We start from the raw sequence: 15,621 nt of genomic DNA, 5'->3' as shown, positions 1-15,621 counted from the left end.
CCGTATGCGCCTCAGGGCTTCTCGACCGGGTACATCAGGTGCAGGACCCGGTCGCCCTCGATCACCCGCGGATTCCCCAGCATCACCGGCACGTCCTCGAAACCGCCGAAGAACCGCTTCCCCGAACCGAACAGCACCGGCACCACGTTGCAGTGCAGCTCGTCGACCAGCCCGGCCCGGATCGCCTGGTCCCCGACCACTCCCGCCGACACCGACACGTCCGCGCCCTCGGCGAACGCCTTCGCCCGCGCCACCGCCTCCTCCACACCCTCGGTGACGAACGTGAACGGCGCCTTCCCGGCCCACGCCCACTCCTCCGGCGGCTCGTGCGTCACGACGAAGACGTGCTCGCCGGCGGGCGGCACGCCGCCCCAGCCGTCGGTGATGTCGAACAGGTGCCGCCCGCACACCATGGCCCGCGCCGGGGCGACCGCCGACTCCAGATAGTCCGCGCTGGCGGGCGTCACCCGGGACACGCGGCTCGGATCGCCCAGCACCACGGCCCGGTCGCCGTTGTTGTACCAGTCGAACAGCGGGCCGACGCCGTCGTGCCCGTCGGCGATGACACCGTCGCGTCCACGAAGACCTTGCCCATGCCGCACTCCTCATCCGCGGCCGCGTTCGCGGCCGTCGCGGATGAGGACTACCCGAAAGGCGCGGATTCATCGCTCCCACGGCTTTCGATCGCCGGCCCGACGGTCGCCGTCAGCGCCGCACGGGCGGCAGCGGCGAGCCCGCCGCCGGCGGCTCGGCCCCGGCCCGACCGGCGCGGCGCCTGCGCGCCCAGCGCATCGGCACGATGACGGCGGCGGCGCCGATCGCGGCGATCGGCAGGAACGGCAGCACCACGCCGAGTGCCACCGAGAGGCCCACCAGGAGCGCCACGGCGCCGGAGAAGCCGGCGGTCAGGCCGTCCCAGAAGCTGTCGGGCCCGGTGTAGCCCGCCTGCTCGCGAGGAGCGCTCGGGGTCGACACGGTGAAGTCGATGGTGGACAGGGCGACGCGGTCCTGCAGGTCCTCCAGCTGCGCCTCCAGCGAGGCCAGCTCGCCCTCGCGCCGGGCCAGTTCCGACTCCAGCTCCAGGATGGCGTCCACCGAGGCGGCGTCGGCGAGCAGCGCGCGGACGCGTTCGACGCTGGCGGTCTTGGAGGCGATGTGGGAGGCGAGGTCCACGGTGGCCTCGGTGACGTCCTCGGTGGTCACCGACCGCTGCGTCTCCTCCTCGGCGAGTGCGGCGAGGCCGTCCATGGCCTCGAGGAAGTGCTCGGAGGGGACGCGCAGCACCAGGTGCGCGGCGGCGTACTCGCCGCCGTCTCCGGCGCGGTCGCGCTGGTCGTCGGTGACGAAGCCGCCGAAGGACTCCGCCAGGTCCCAGGCCTCCTCGGCGACGCGCTCGGGATCGGCGTCGGTGACGCCGAGCGCGGCTTCGTAGATGACGGCGCGGTCGCCCGCGTCGAACTGCGCGTTCGCCGCGTCCTGCTCGCTGGCGGTGTCGGCGGCCTCGGGCTCGGCGAGGTCTTGGGCGACGCCGCCGCCGGCGTCCTCGCCGTCGGACGCGCACCCGAAGAGCAGCAGCGCGGCCGAGACGGCCACAATGGAGAGTGAATGAAGACGCACGGGTTGCCTCGCAAGGGGTCGTGAGGGGCCGGCGACCGGTCTTCGGCCGCTTCGTCCAATGCTCCGAGTCGCGGGTAACGACGCGGCTACGAGCCGCTATCGATCTAGGGCGCGCTTGGGAGTCCCCGGGGAGCGCGCCCTCGCGGGCACCGGCCCGGTTCGGGCGCCGCAGCGGTTGCGGCGGTTGCTGTTGCAATACAATTGCAACAAAGGGGCGGCGGGGTGCCGCGCGGAACCGAGGAGGGGCCAGTTGTCGGACGAGGCGGAAGCGACGAACCCGGGCGCGAGCGGCCGGGTGCACCCGATCGTGCAGTACGGCGATCCCGTGCTCCACCGGGCCTGCGCGCCGGTCGCGGCCTTCGACGCCGCGCTCGCGCGGCTCGTCGAGGACATGTTCGCCAGCATGTACGCCGCGAACGGGGTCGGCCTGGCGGCCAACCAGATCGGTGTCGACGCCCGGGTCTTCGTGCTCGACTGCGAGGACGCCGACGGGGTGCGCACCGTGGCCGCGGTCGTGAACCCGGTGCTCAGCCTGCCCGCCCCGCCGCGCGAACTCATGACCGGCGACGAGGGCTGCCTGTCGGTGCCCGGCTCGTACGAGGACACGGCCAGGTCGGCGACGGCCGTGGTCGAGGGCTTCGACGCCGCGGGCGAACCGGTCCGCATCGAGGGCACCGGCACGCTCGCGCGCTGCCTCCAGCACGAGTACGACCACCTCGAAGGCACGGTCTACGTGGACCGCCTGCCGCGCAAGGCCCGCAATCGGGCCCTCGCCGAGGCCGGCCTGCGCTGAGGGCCCGCCCCGATGTCGGACCCCGCGTGCATCATGGGCCCCATGGAATACGACGCCGTCAAGCAGGACCTGCGCCGCGCCTACGACGCCGAGGCGGACAAGCGCGAGCGGATGGACGACCGGTCGTGGAAGCCCGCCGAGCGGGCCCGCTTCGCCGCGCACCTGCGCGAGGGATCGCGCCTGCTGGAGATCGGTGCGGGCCACGGCGTCAGCGGCCGGTACTTCGCCGACGCGGGCCACATCGTCACCTGCGTCGACCTCTCGCCCGCGCTCGTCGGGCACTGCCTCGCCAAGGGCCTCGACGCGCACGTGATGGACTTCGCCGACCTCGCGTTCGCCGACGAGTCCTTCGACGCGGTCTTCGGCATGAACTGCCTGCTCCACGTCCCGCGCACCCACCTCGCGGGCGTCCTCGCCGAAGTCCGGCGCGTCCTCGTCCCCGGCGGGCGCTTCTACTGGGGCCAGTACGGCGGCCGGGACTCCGAGGGGGTCTGGGAGTCCGACGCGTGCGAGCCCAAGCGCTTCTTCTCGTTCCTCACCGCCGACCGCATCCGGTCGACCGCCGCCGGGCACTTCACCGTCCTCGACATGCACCGCGTCCCCCTGGACGGCTCGATCGAGGAGTACCAGGGGCTCATCCTCGAAAAGCCCTGACCGCCCGGGGCTGGGCAAGGACCGGTGCAGGGACATATCCTCGCGTGAGGCCTTCTCGCGGCCGCTCCTCGGTTGGGAATGAGGGACACGCCATGTCGGCAGCACTGCACCAGATCGCCGAGCTCATCGCCACCGGCAACGACGGCCGCATGTACGCGACCGAGCCGGACAAGCTCCGCCGCCTCGTCCACTTCGAACTCGCGCGCGAACCCCGGCTCTCGCAGTCCGAGCTGCGCCAGGCCGGGGTCGGCCTGATCGCCCTCGGCGACTACGGCCACGCGCAGCGCGTCCTCACTGAGGCCGTCGAGCGGGCCGCCACGGCGCGCGAGCGCGTCGCCGCCCTCGTCAACCTCGGCGACGCCCACCGCTACCCGGGCGATCTGGCGGCCGCCGAACCGCTCTACCAGCGGGCCATCGAGCTGGCCCAGGCCGAGTCGCCCGCCACCCTGCACTTCGCGCTGCAGCACTACGGCAAGCACCTCGTGGACGCGCGCCGGCCGCACCTCGCCGTGGACGTCCTCGCGGAGGTCCTGCGCATCCGCGAGCGGATCGGCGACCCGGCGCTCATCGCCTCGACGCGCGAGGCGCTGAGCGTCGCCCGCGCCGCGGTCGGGCAGCGTACGATCTGACCGCCGACGAGCAGAGGAGCGCCATGACGAATCCGCCCGCAGATCCCGACCACCGTGCGGCCGTAGGCCTCGCCCGACTGGTCGACGTCCTCCGCGCCGAGGCCGCCAACGGCCTGTACTGGGGTGCCGGACCCGACGAGGTCGCGCGGCTGCACCGGCTCCGGGAACTCTCCGCGGCCCTCCTCGCGGAGGTCGACCACCGCTCCGCCGAGGCGATCCTGGCGATCTTCGACCGCGACGCGAACCTGCGCACCCCCATGCCCGGCATCGAGTTCCGCGTCGACTGCGCCGACGGCGTCCGGCTCGTGCGCCGCGAGCGCCTGAATGACGCCGACGGGACGCTCGGCCGGCGCCTCGCGTCGACCGCCGCCCTCATCGGCACCGCGGCGCCGCAGGCGCCGGTGGCCATCGCCGACACCGACCTTGCGGGCCTGCCCTGCCCGCACACGTACCTGCTGGTCTACGAGCTGTCGACCGGTCTCGACGCCGCGGCGGCCGCGGCCGTGCTCCCTCCCGGGGAACCCGATCTCGACGGGGACCTGCCCGCCGTCGCGCCCGAATCCAGTGCAGCCGTGCCGGACCGCGAACCGCTCCCGGTCTCGCCCGCCGTCCGCGAGATCCTCGTCGCGATCGCCGGACTTGCCAAGGAATCCCTTGCGGCCGTGCAGAATCCATACGAGCGTGAACGCCAGCACCGCATCGCGGCCCTGTGCGAGCGCACCCGGCCGGCCGAGATCGACTATCCGACCGTCGACTGCGGGAACCTCGCCGCCCACTGCGTCTCCACGGGGGCCGACGCCGCGGTCTTCGACGACGAGGGGCGCCTGCTCGTCATCCGCCGCACCGACACCGGCCAGTGGGCCATGCCCGGCGGCGCGGCCGAGGTCGGCGAGCCCGTCGGCCTGGCCGCCGTCCGGGAGGCGGCCGAGGAGACCGGCCTCGACGTGGCGCTCACCGGCCTGTCCTGGGCGTTCGACAAGCGCGACACGAACCTCGGCGACAGCCGCATGCCCATGATCATGAGCTTCACCGCCCGCGGCATCGATCCGGCGCAGCCGATCCGGCTCGCCGAACTCGAAGCCTCGGACTCCCGCTGGGTCAACCGCGAGGAGGCCGGGCGGATGGACCTGTTCAGAGGCCATGAACTGCGCATCCCCGCGGCGTTCGACCACGACCGCGGCGAGCGCTGAGACGCGGCCGCCCGGAGCGGCGCCGCGCGCCGGTCCGGGCGGAGTCCGCCGCTACGGGTCAGAAGACCCAGGTCTGGCACGACTCCTGCAGGGCCGCTTCGGCCGTGGCCTCCTCGTCGGAGCCGATCGGCGCCGCGTAGTAGGCCTTCAGGTCGTCCAGGCAGGCCCGCATCGACTCGGCGTCGGCGGCCAGGGTCGCGTTCTCGTCGGCCTCCGCCTGCGCGGCCTCGACGTCCTCCTGGAGCTGCGCGATCTCGTCGTCGCGGTCGGTGAGCTTGGACTCGGCGTCGTCCAGGTCGCCGCTGGAGCGCAGCCACAGCGCCAGCGACAGGACCGCGCCGGCGAGGCTGATCACCATCGCGACCGCCAGGATCGGGATGAGCGGCGACCTCCGGGGCACCGGTGGCGGCGTCGGGAGCACCTGCGTGCCGTACGTCGGCTGCGGCGCACCGGGGTAGCCCTGGACCGGGGAGGTCTGCTGGGGCACGTACCCGGTCTCCATGGGCGGTTGGGGCGGCGGCTGCGACGAGTACGACGGCGGCACGCTCTGGGGCTGTTGCGGCTGCTCCGGCTGGCCGAAGTTGTAGTGCGGCGGCTGGTTGTAGGACATGATGGGCTCCTTCAACGGGCGGTGTCGTCGTCCAAGGTAGGACGGCGTTGCGAATCGGTCGGCGTTCCCAGTCTGACGAACCCGGATGGGACTCGGTTGCACACGTGATGCAACCGTGACACGGCGGACTGACATCCCGTTCCTCTCACACCCCGGCGGGGACCCCTCCCGGACACGGAGGCGGGCGCGGCGAATCGCCGCGCCCGCCTCCGATACCTTACGCGGCCTTGAGGGTTCCCCCGTCGATCACGTGATCGGCGCCGTGGATGTTCGCCGCCCGACCGGACAGCAGGAACGCCACCAGGTCCGCGACCTCCTCGGGCTCGCCGATGCGGCCCGAGGCGATCCCGAACTGGCCGGGCATGCCCTCCAGCAGGTCCGCGTGCGCCACCCCGAACGCCTCGGCGACCTTCGCGCCGAAGCCGTCCTCGGCGCGCCACAGCGACGAGCCGATGACCCCGGGCGACACCGTGTTCACCCGCACGCCCAGGGGCGCGACCTCCTCGCTGAGCCGCTTGGAGAACATCGTCAGCGCGGCCTTGGCCTCCGCGTAGGCGACCGGCGCGCCCGAGGGCGTGCGGCCGTTGATCGAGGAGAGGCTCACGATCGCGCCGCGGCGCTCGATGATCCCCGGCAGCGCCGCGTGCGTGGTCCAGACCGCGCTGAGCAGGTTGAGGTCGAGGATCGACTGCCACTGCTCGACCGGGATGTCGAGGAAGCCGCCGAGGGCCATCTTGTCGGCGTCGCCGCCGCCCACGTTGTTGACCAGCAGGTCGATGCCGCCGACCGCCTCGACGGCCTCGGTGACGATCCGGGTCGCGCCCTCGCGGGTCGAGAGGTCGGCGCTGACCACGGCCGCGGCGACCTTCTCCAGCTCGGGGGTGACGGTGCGGGCGGCGCCGACGACGCGCACCCCTTCGGCGGCGAGGGCCTGGGCGATCGCCAGGCCGATGCCGCGGCTGGCGCCGGTGACGAGTGCGGTCTTGCCGGTGAGTCCGAGTTCCATGGGAGTGCCCTTCGATCGATTATTCTTGAACTTGAGGTCAAAAATCGGAGCGGAAAAAACGCCCTCAGGCGAGGGCGGTGTGTCACCCGTGCGGCGGTAAGAACCCGGCCAGCGCGGTGTCGATGATCCCGCGCAGGGCCGGCCCGTCGTGGGTCTTGGCCATGACGCGCAGTCCGACGAGGGTGTTCATCAGGAAGTGGGCCTGGGCGTCCGGGTCGACCTCGGGTGCGACGTCGCCCTCGCGCTGGCCCTTGCGGAGCCGTTCGGCGAGCAGGCGGATCGTCTCGTCGGTCATTCGCGCGACGGCGCGGGTGGCCTCGTCGTCGCGACCGCCCAGTTCGAGTGCGGTGTTGGCCGCGAGACAGCCGCGCCGCGCCGGACTGGAGATGTCGGTCTCGACGAGGAACACCAGGTAGGCGCGGATGCGCTCCTTGGCGGTGCCCGGCTCGTTGAGGTATTCGTCGGTGAGTTCCGACCCGGCCGACCCGTACAGGTCGAGCGCCTTGCCGAACAGCTCGCGCTTGGAGCCGAACGCGTGGTACAGGCTCCCCTTGCCGACACCGGTGGCCTCGGCGAGGTCGGCGGGGGAGGTGCCCGCGTAACCGTTGGACCAGAACGCTTCCATCGCCCGTGCGACGGCGACGTCCGGTTCGAAGTTCTTCGGTCTGCCCATGGGACAACCCTACACCATTCTTGACCTAGAGGTCGACAATGGGGTCCTCTCGACGCCGCAATCACGAAACACATTGCCGCACAACATCATCGAACCGATCATGGACGCTTCTCCCAGCCTGCGGTGGTTGCGGTTGCCGGTGCTGGCGGAGGAAGGCAATACTGGAGCGGTGCTCAAACCCCTTGTGATCGCCTCTGATCTGGACGGGACCCTCCTCGCCCCCGGCGGGAACCTGTCGGATCGGACCCGTGAAGCCCTGGCCGCCGCCCGCGCCGGAGGCCTGGCCGTCGTAGCCGTCACCGCCCGCACCCCCTACGGCGTCGACATGCTGCCCGACCTCCTCCCGCACCTCGACGGCGCGGTCTGCGCCAACGGCGCCGTCGTCTACCAGCCCGCCACCGGCCGCATGCGCATCCTGCGCTCCATCCGGCTGGCCGCGGCGCGCAAGGCGGCCGCCCTGGTCGCCAAGCGCCTGCCCGACGCGATCTTCGCCGTCGAGACCGGTGACCGGATCGTCGGCGAAGACGCCTACCAGGCCCTCGTGGGCTCCTCGAACTGGGAGTTCGTCGACGGCCTCGACACCGTCTTCAAGCGCGCCCGGCGCGCGGTGAAGCTCAAGGTCTACTGCGCCGACCGCACCGGCGAGGAGATGGCCGAAGCCGTCGCGGACGTCGACCTCGGCGGCCTCACCATGTGCCACTGGGGCGACTTCGGCATGCTCGACTTCAACGCGCGCGGCGCCGACAAGGCCTCGGGCCTCGCCCACTGGTGCAAGGAGCGGCGCTTCGGCCCCGCCTCCGTGGTCGCCTTCGGCGACATGCCGAACGACGTCCCGATGCTCGCCTGGGCCGGCCGTTCCTACGCCATGGGCGACGCCCACCCCGAGGCGGTCGAGGCCGCCTCCGACCGGACCGCCACGAACGCCGAGGACGGCGTCGCCCAGGTCATCGAACGCCTCCTCGCCGAGGCCGAGGGCTCCGGCGCCACCGCCGCCGCCTGAGCGGCGGCCCTGCGAGCGCCCGGCCCCGCGGCCGGGCGCCGCTCCGCGCCCCCGCGAAAACCGATTGCGGCACCCGCCGCGCTCTGCTGGACTGGTCAGCGCACGCGGCACGTGAACCGTGCCTCCGACCGGCGAAAGGGCCACCATGCGTCAACAGCTCATGTTCATCGAGGAAGGCTTCCACGACGCAAAGGACATGACCGCTGTTGCGCACGCTCAATCTCGGGATCCTCGCCCATGTCGACGCCGGTAAGACCAGCCTGACCGAGCGGCTGCTCCAAGCCGCCGGGGTCATCGAGGAGGTCGGCAGCGTCGACGCGGGCAGCACCCGCACCGACACGCTCGACCTCGAACGCCGCCGCGGGATCACCATCAAATCGGCCGTGGTCTCCTTCGCGCTGGGCGACACCGCCGTCAACCTCATCGACACGCCCGGCCACCCCGACTTCATCGCCGAGGTCGAACGCGTCCTCGGCCTGCTCGACGGCGCGGTGCTCGTCGTCTCCGCCGTCGAGGGCGTCCAGGCCCAGACCCGGGTCCTGTTCCGCGCCCTGCGCCGCCTCGGCGTGCCGACACTGGTGTTCGTCAACAAGATCGACCGCTCCGGGGCCCGCGGCGCCCCGCTCCTGGCCGAACTCGCCGCCCGGCTCGACCCGGCGGTCATCGCCATGGACGCCCCCAGCGGCCTCGGCACTCCGGCCGCCTCCAGCGCCCCGCGCCCCCGCGACCGGCCCTACCTCGACGACCTCGTCGAGGCGCTGGCCGACCTGGACGAGGACCTCGTCCTCGACTACCTCGGCGCTCCCGCGGGCCTCGCGCCGGCGCTCGGGGGCCCGCGCCTGGACGCCGCCCTCGCCGCCCAGGTCGCCCGCGCCCGCGCGCACCCGGTCCACTTCGGCTCGGCGATCACCGGCGCCGGCGTCGAGGGTCTCATCGGCGGCATCCGGCGGTTCCTGCCCGGCTCGTCCGGCGACGCGGCCGGGCCGCTCTCGGGCACCGTGTTCAAGATCGAGCGCGGCCCGGCGGGTGAGCGGATCGCCTACGCCCGCCTGTTCTCCGGCTCGGTCGCCGTCCGCGACCGGATCGACGTCGGCGGCCGCGAAGCCAAGGTGACCGCACTCAGCGTCTTCGCGGACGGCGCCGACCGCCCCGGAGGGCGCGTCGAGGCCGGGCGGATCGCCCGGTTCTGGGGCCTGGGGGAGGTCCGCATCGGCGACCCGATCGGCCGCCCGCCCGGACGGCGCGTCGAGCGGTTCGCGCCGCCGACCCTGGAGACCGTGGTCGTCCCGGCCCGCGAGAGCGACCGCCCCGCGCTGCACGCCGCGCTCACCCAGCTCGCCGAGCAGGACCCGCTCATCGGCCTGCGCCAGGACGAGGAGCGCCGCGAACTGTCCGTCTCGCTCTACGGCGAGGTCCAGAAGGAGGTCATCGGCGCGACCCTCGCCGAGGAGCACGGGCTCGACGTCGCCTTCCGCGAGTCCACCGTCATCTGCGTCGAGCGCCCGATCGGCGCCGGCGCCGCGGCCGAGACCATCGCGAAGGCCCCGAACCCGTTCCTGGCCACCGTGGGCCTGCGGATAGAGCCGACCCCCGGGTCCGGCGTGGACTTCAGGCTCGGCGTCGAGCTCGGCTCGATGCCGCTCGCGTTCTTCAAGGCCGTCGAGGAGACCGTCCACGAGACCCTCGGCCAGGGACTGCACGGCTGGCAGGTCGAGGGCTGCGCGGTCACCATGACCCACTCGGGGTACTGGGCCCGACAGTCGAGCGCGCACGGCGGCTTCGACAAGGCCATGTCCAGCACCGCGGGGGACTTCCGCAGCCTCGTGCCGCTCGTGCTCGCCGAGGCGCTGCGCGAGGCCGGCACGGTCGTGTGCGAACCCCTGCACCGCTTCCGCATCGAACTGCCCGGCGCCGACCTCGGCGGCGTGCTCGCCGCCCTCGTGAAGCTGCGGGCCGTCCCCGGACCGCCCGAGCACCGCGGCGACCGCTGCGTGCTCGAAGGGACCGTCCCGGCCGCGGCCGTCCACGGACTCGGCCAGCGCCTCCCCGGCCTGACCAGCGGCGAGGGCGTCCTCGAGAGCGCCTTCGAACGCCACGAACCGGTGACCGGGCCGGTCCCGTCGCGGGCGCGAACGGACGCGAACCCGCTCGACCGCGAGGGGTATCTGCTGGCCCTGAGCCGCGCCGTGGGCCGCTGACGAGTCGATCCGCAATGGAATCCATTGTGTCCCAATACGTTGACGATTCGAGGGTTTGATGGCTAAATGTAGGATTAAGATCCCTTTAGCCCACCCCTTCGGTCGGCCGCACCCTTGGCGGGCCGAGAAAGGAACGGACACATGCACATGAAGCGAAGGCTCGCCACCGCGGGCATCGCGCTGGGACTCGTGGCGGCGGCCACCGGCGCCGCCACCCTCACCGCCCAGGCCGAACCCGCCGAACCCGCGGACTCCTCCGAGACCGTGACCTGGACCGTCGGCGACCTCACCGCCGACGAACTCGCCCGACTCGAGCAGCTCGGCTTCGACGTCGCCCACGAGCACGGCGGCGACGCCCACATCCTCGGCGACGAGGCCGTCGCCGAGGAGCTGCGCGCCCTGGGCCACGACCCCGAGTTCTTCGACACCGTGTACAAGGAGGTCGGCGCCACCGTCCAGCAGGAGGGCACCTACTACGGCGGGTACCGCACCGTCGACTCCTACGAGGCCGACCTCCAGGACGTCGCCGACGCCAACCCCGACCTCACCGTGCTCCACGACATCGGCGACTCCTGGCTCAAGACCGAAGGCCAAGGCGGCCATGACGTCTACGCGATCTGCGTGACCAAGCTCGCCGACGGCGACTGCCAGACCGCCCCCGACTCGACCAAGCCGCGGTTCTCGCTCATCGCCCAGATCCACGCCCGCGAGATCGCCACCGGCGAGATCGCCATGCGCTGGATCGACAAGCTCGTCGCCGGCTACGGCACCGACCCCGCGGTCACCGAACTGCTCGACACCACCGAGGTGTGGGTCGTGCCGATGGCCAACCCCGACGGCACCGACATCGTCGCCTCCGGCGGCGACGACCCGATCCTCCAGCGCAAGAACGCGAACGACTCCAACGGGAACTGCGGCGACAGCCTCGGCGTCGACCTCAACCGCAACTCGAGCTTCGAGTGGGGCGCCGACTCGACCAACCCGTGCGCGGAGACCTTCCAGGGGCCTTCGGCCGCATCCGAACCCGAGACGCAGGCCATCGAGGACTGGCTGCGGGCCCTGCACCCCGACCAGCGAGGCGAGAACCCCGACGACGCGGCCCCGGCCGACGCCCGCGACGTGTTCATCAGCTTGCACTCCTACGGGAACTACATCATCCTCCCGTGGGGCTACACCGACGACAAGGCGCCCAACGACGCCGCCCTGCGCGACCTGGGCGCCGCCATGGCCGAGTCCAACGGCTACTTCGTCGGCACCAACGACGACACCGTCGGCTACAGCACCAGCGGCACCACCGACGACTTCACCTACGGCGAGTTCGGCATCGCCAGCTACACCTTCGAGGTCGGCGAGGACTTCGGCGACTGCGGCGGGTTCTTCCCCGCCTACGAATGCGTCGACGACACCCTGTGGCCCGAGAACGAGGGCGCGCTCCTGACCGCGGCCCAGGCCGCCGCGGCGCCGTACGGCGGTTAACGGCGGTCCCGGCCGGAAGAAGCGGCCGGACCAAGGAACGGGTGCGGGGCCGGGGCCGAAAGGCGCTGGCCCTGCACCCGCGCGCAACCCGGTTGCCCCCGCACGCCCCGACCCCGATACTCATGTGGTGCCAGTGCCGAAGGTGATCGCCACCGACCTCGACGGAACCCTGCTCGACCGCCAGGGCCGACTCTCCGAACGCAACCAGAAGGCCCTCCAGGCCGCCCGCGAACACGGCCTCCTCACCGTCGCCGTGACCGCCCGCGCCCCCAGGTCCGTCTACCGGGTCCCCGGACTCGCCCCCGCCCTCGACGCCGCCCTCTGCTGCACCGGCGCGATCGTCTACGACACCGCCGCCAGGACCGCCGAGCTGCGCCACCCGATCCCGCTGCCGGTCGCCCGCGACCTCCACGACCGGCTCCGCGACGCCCTCCCCGGCGCCGTCTTCGCCGTCGAGACCGGCGACCGCCAGATCGCCCAGTCGCCCGACCTGCAGATCGGCGTCCACTACGCCGACCCCTGGACCTTCCTCGCACCCGGCGACGACCCCTTCGCCGTCCTCGACGCCGACACCGAAGGCGTCGCCGAGTTCATCGTCCGCGTCCCCGGGTCCACCGGCGAGGACATCGCGGCGCGCACCCGCCACATCGAGGCCCCCGGCGTGCGCCGGTGGCACTGGGGGAGCTTCCCCGAGCTCGAGTTCACCGCCGACGACGCCGCCAAGGGCACCGCGCTGGCGGCCTGGTGCGCCGAGCGCGGCATCGCCGCCGACGAGGTCGTCGCCTTCGGGGACATGCCGAACGACGTCTCGATGCTGGCCTGGGCCGGACGCTCCTTCGCGATGGCGGGCGCCCACGCCGAAGCCGTCGCGGTCGCGACCGACCGCACCGGCGAGGCCGCCGACGACGGCGTGGCCCGGGCGGTCGAGTCGATCCTCGAACTCGGACCGGCCTGGTGACGAAGGCCCGCCCCACGGCCTGACCGGCGCGTCAGCGGCAGCGGTAGAAGACCGTCGTCTTCGTGAAGTCGAACGTCGCGTGCTCGGCGAAGTGGCCGTCCAGTTCCCCGGCGGCCGCCTCCAGGAGCGCGTCGAAGGCCGCGTCCTCGCAGTCCGCCCACGAGCGCAGCGAAGCGAGGAAGGCCAGTACGGGACCCGGTTCGGGGACCGCGACGAGCCCTTTTCGCCTGAACTCCTCGACGGCGTCGAAGACCGCGTTCAGCGGCGCGGGAGCGCTCGCGGAGTCGAAGTTCTCGATGGCGGTGCCGAACGAGTAGGCGCCGGGCCCCACGGTCGCCCGCGCGGCCCGGTCCCACAGGGCCGCGACCTCGGCCATGTCGCCCGCGGCGTTGGTCGAGGCGAGGAGGGTCCCGCCGGGCTTGAGCACGCGCCGGAACTCGGCGACGGCCGCGGGGATGTCGGGCACGTGGTAGAGCATGTGCATCGCCAGGACCGCGTCGGCGCCGTCGTCGGGGTAGGGCAGGGCCTGCGCGTCGGCGACCATCGCGGGCGCCTCGACCTCGGTCAGCATCCCGGGGGACTTGTCGATCGCGACCACGGCGCACCCGGGATGCGCGGTGCGCAGGCGCCGCGTGTAGCGGCCGGTGCCGGCGCCGACGTCGAGCACGAGGCCCAGCCCGTCGTCCGGCAGCAGTTCGACGGCGAGGTCGACCGGATCGAACGCCGGCGACCGGTAGCGGTAGATGTCGATGCGGGACTTGAGGTTTCCGGTGCCGGTGTAGTTCGCCATCACGCGCTCGCCGTCGATCGCCATGCGTCTCCCCAAGGCGCCGTGCAGCGCCATAGCCTGGTGCGGTGGGCCTCTCGGCCCGCCGCGAACGGAGCCGCCCACGCTAGCGCACCCGTCCACAAGCGTCAAGAGACCGCTTTCCGCGCCCCGGTTCCCGTCCCCCGCCGCGCATCGCGCGAGCCCGCGTCCGCCGGTGCGGACGTCTGGCCGCAGAGCGGCCCGCGGGCGCGCCGTCCGGGTTATGGTGGGCCGTATGCATGTCGTCATCGCCGGAGGGCACGGACAGATCGCGCTGCGCCTCACCGAGATCCTGGCCGCCGAAGGGCATTCGGTCACCGGGCTCATCCGCAACCCCGACCACGCCGAGGACCTCACCGCGATCGGCGGGCGCCCCATCGTCCTCGACCTCGAGCAGGCCGACGCCGAACACCTCGCGGGGCTCCTCGCCTCCGAGATGTACGGCGAGGTCGACGCCGTCGTCTTCGCGGCGGGCGCCGGCCCCGGCAGCGGCGCCGCCCGGAAGGACACCGTCGACCGGGGCGCCGCGGTGCTCCTGGCCGAGGCCTCCGAGCGCGCCGGCGTGCGCCGCTTCCTCCAGATCTCCAGCATGGGCGCCGGACAGGCGGCCGATTCGGGCCGCGACGAGGTCTGGGCCGCCTACATCGACGCGAAGACCGCCGCCGAGGACGACCTGCGCGACAGGGACCTCGACTGGGTGATCCTGCGCCCCGGCCAGCTCACCGACGACCCGCCCACCGGGTCGGTCCTGCTCGGCGCGCCCCCGGTCGGGCGCGGCGCGGTCACCCGCTCCGATGTGGCCGCCGTGATCGCCGAACTCCTGTGCACCCCGGCCGTCGCGAAGGTCGTGCTCGAACTGCGCGGCGGCGACACGGCCGTGTCGGACGCCGTGGGCGCCTTGACAACCGACTGAATCCACCAGGGAATTCCAGACCGCTTGCCTCCCATGCGTATGCGGATTGCGTCGCCATAGGGCGGTGCTCGATACTGTACGGATGCGATTTGGTGTGGTTCCCTCCTCTGTCCGACGCGATGTCCTCACTTGGCACGGCGAGGCCGGGCGGACATGGCTCGACGCCCTCCCGCAGACGGTCTGGGCCCTGACGCGACAGTGGTCCCTGCGGATCGACGGCGCCCCCTTCGGCGGCGGCTCGCACTCCTACGTCGTCCCGGTCCGCCGCGACAACGGCGAGCGGGCGGTCCTCAAGGTCGTCTACGTCGACGAGGAGAACCGCGCCGAGCCCACCGCGCTGCGCGCCTACGCGGGCGACGGCGCGGTGCGCCTCCACGAGTACGACCCGGCGACCGGCGCGATGCTCATGGAGCACGCCGTCCCCGGCAACCGGCTCAAGTCGACCCGCTTCTTCGGGCACCGCACGCCCGAGGCGGCGTGGAAGCGCATCGGGATCGCGTGCGGGCTCTACCGGCGCCTGTGGCGGCCCGTCGAAGTGCCGCCCGGATTCCCCGAGCTGCCCAAGGCCACCGAGATGCTCGACGGCTGGCGCGCCCAGTTCGAGGACGCGACCGAGGAGACGCGCCGCCGCGTCGGCGACGACCGCCTGCGCCGCGCCCTCGAACGGTGCGACGCGCTCGCCGACCCGCCCGAGCTGGGCATCGGCAACCGCGACACCCACCTGGGCAACATCGTCTCGGCCGAACGGGAGCCGTGGCTGGTCATCGACCCCAAGCCCTACGCCGCCGAGCGCGCCTTCGACGGCGGCTACTTCCTGTTCAAGCAGCAGCTCCACGGCCCCCACAGCGGCACCGGCCTCCTGCGGGCCGTCGCCGAGGGCCTGGGCGCCGACGCCGACCGCGTCAAGTCCTGGGCGCTGCTGCGGTTCACCGACCACCTCGCCGACACCGAGACCGACAAGCACCGCGACGCCGCCGTGCAGGCGATGGAGGCGCTGGAGGCGGCCTGACGCCCCCGGCGGCACCGGCCGCGCGGCACCGGAGGTCTCCTGAGACACGACCGCCCCTCGAGTCCCGAACGGGTGAAAAGGCGCAGG

At 72.8% G+C, this 15,621-nt stretch carries 16 protein-coding genes; 10 read left to right on the top strand and 6 right to left on the bottom strand.

Annotated features, from left to right (window positions below):
* Nucleotides 1-11 precede the first annotated feature (11 nt).
* Nucleotides 12-602 (bottom strand): dihydrofolate reductase family protein, encoded by a 591-nt coding sequence (locus BLQ63_RS02925; RefSeq protein ID WP_091028017.1) that lies wholly within the window; start codon nt 600-602, stop codon nt 12-14.
* A gap of 103 nt (nt 603-705) precedes the next feature.
* Nucleotides 706-1,617 carry a DUF4349 domain-containing protein gene (locus BLQ63_RS02920; RefSeq protein WP_218125025.1) on the bottom strand — a complete coding sequence of 304 codons (912 nt, stop codon included), beginning with the start codon at nt 1,615-1,617 and terminating at the stop codon, nt 706-708.
* 250 nt (nt 1,618-1,867) lie between these two features.
* On the opposite strand from BLQ63_RS02920, the gene def reads away from it, so the two are divergent.
* The 4 genes from def to BLQ63_RS28220 all read left to right on the top strand — a co-directional run bounded on the left by def (nt 1,868) and on the right by BLQ63_RS28220 (nt 4,883).
* The gene (gene def / locus BLQ63_RS02915) at nt 1,868-2,410 is read left to right on the top strand and encodes a peptide deformylase (protein WP_245680825.1); all 543 of its coding nucleotides are present in this window, start codon (nt 1,868-1,870) and stop codon (nt 2,408-2,410) included.
* 42 nt (nt 2,411-2,452) lie between these two features.
* On the top strand, nt 2,453-3,064 hold the full coding sequence (locus tag BLQ63_RS02910; protein ID WP_245680824.1) for a class I SAM-dependent methyltransferase: 612 nt from the start codon (nt 2,453-2,455) through the stop codon (nt 3,062-3,064).
* A gap of 92 nt (nt 3,065-3,156) precedes the next feature.
* Nucleotides 3,157-3,693, top strand: a complete 537-nt coding sequence (locus BLQ63_RS02905; RefSeq protein ID WP_091028007.1) for a tetratricopeptide repeat protein — start codon at nt 3,157-3,159, stop codon at nt 3,691-3,693.
* A 23-nt stretch (nt 3,694-3,716) separates the two neighbouring features.
* Nucleotides 3,717-4,883, top strand: coding sequence for an NUDIX domain-containing protein (locus tag BLQ63_RS28220; RefSeq protein WP_218125024.1), 1,167 nt, complete (start codon nt 3,717-3,719; stop codon nt 4,881-4,883).
* A gap of 58 nt (nt 4,884-4,941) precedes the next feature.
* Here the strand turns inward: BLQ63_RS28220 and BLQ63_RS02895 are convergent, their stop codons facing one another.
* The 3 genes from BLQ63_RS02895 to BLQ63_RS02885 all read right to left on the bottom strand — a co-directional run bounded on the left by BLQ63_RS02895 (nt 4,942) and on the right by BLQ63_RS02885 (nt 7,172).
* On the bottom strand, nt 4,942-5,493 hold the full coding sequence (locus BLQ63_RS02895) for a hypothetical protein (protein WP_091028005.1): 552 nt from the start codon (nt 5,491-5,493) through the stop codon (nt 4,942-4,944).
* A 217-nt stretch (nt 5,494-5,710) separates the two neighbouring features.
* Nucleotides 5,711-6,499, bottom strand: a complete 789-nt coding sequence (locus BLQ63_RS02890) for an oxidoreductase (protein ID WP_091028003.1) — start codon at nt 6,497-6,499, stop codon at nt 5,711-5,713.
* Nucleotides 6,500-6,581: 82 nt separating this feature from the next.
* Nucleotides 6,582-7,172, bottom strand: coding sequence for a TetR/AcrR family transcriptional regulator (locus BLQ63_RS02885; protein WP_091028001.1), 591 nt, complete (start codon nt 7,170-7,172; stop codon nt 6,582-6,584).
* A 169-nt stretch (nt 7,173-7,341) separates the two neighbouring features.
* On the opposite strand from BLQ63_RS02885, the gene BLQ63_RS02880 reads away from it, so the two are divergent.
* From BLQ63_RS02880 to BLQ63_RS02865, 4 genes are all read left to right on the top strand, one after another.
* Nucleotides 7,342-8,172, top strand: a complete 831-nt coding sequence (locus BLQ63_RS02880) for an HAD family hydrolase (RefSeq protein WP_177154759.1) — start codon at nt 7,342-7,344, stop codon at nt 8,170-8,172.
* A gap of 206 nt (nt 8,173-8,378) precedes the next feature.
* Entirely contained in the window at nt 8,379-10,370 is a 1,992-nt protein-coding gene (locus BLQ63_RS02875) for an elongation factor G (protein WP_091027997.1), read from the top strand.
* 141 nt (nt 10,371-10,511) lie between these two features.
* Entirely contained in the window at nt 10,512-11,846 is a 1,335-nt protein-coding gene (locus BLQ63_RS02870) for a M14 family zinc carboxypeptidase (protein WP_091027995.1), read from the top strand.
* 127 nt (nt 11,847-11,973) lie between these two features.
* Nucleotides 11,974-12,804 (top strand): HAD family hydrolase, encoded by an 831-nt coding sequence (locus BLQ63_RS02865; protein WP_177154758.1) that lies wholly within the window; start codon nt 11,974-11,976, stop codon nt 12,802-12,804.
* Between the two features lie 31 nt (nt 12,805-12,835).
* On the opposite strand, the gene BLQ63_RS02860 is transcribed toward BLQ63_RS02865, so the two are convergent.
* Nucleotides 12,836-13,618 carry a class I SAM-dependent methyltransferase gene (locus tag BLQ63_RS02860; protein WP_177154757.1) on the bottom strand — a complete coding sequence of 261 codons (783 nt, stop codon included), beginning with the start codon at nt 13,616-13,618 and terminating at the stop codon, nt 12,836-12,838.
* A gap of 229 nt (nt 13,619-13,847) precedes the next feature.
* Between BLQ63_RS02860 and BLQ63_RS02855 the strand changes: the two genes are divergently transcribed.
* Both BLQ63_RS02855 and BLQ63_RS02850 read left to right on the top strand, forming a co-directional pair.
* On the top strand, nt 13,848-14,525 hold the full coding sequence (locus tag BLQ63_RS02855) for an NAD(P)H-binding protein (protein WP_091027991.1): 678 nt from the start codon (nt 13,848-13,850) through the stop codon (nt 14,523-14,525).
* A 94-nt stretch (nt 14,526-14,619) separates the two neighbouring features.
* Nucleotides 14,620-15,534, top strand: a complete 915-nt coding sequence (locus BLQ63_RS02850; RefSeq protein ID WP_177154756.1) for an aminoglycoside phosphotransferase family protein — start codon at nt 14,620-14,622, stop codon at nt 15,532-15,534.
* Nucleotides 15,535-15,621 lie beyond the last annotated feature (87 nt).

The sequence above is a fragment of the Glycomyces harbinensis genome (genome assembly GCF_900101745.1).
Lineage (GTDB): Bacteria > Actinomycetota > Actinomycetes > Mycobacteriales > Micromonosporaceae > Glycomyces > Glycomyces harbinensis.
The sequence above is the reverse complement of the archived record's forward strand: the minus strand, read 5'-3'. Positions and strand labels throughout refer to the sequence as shown.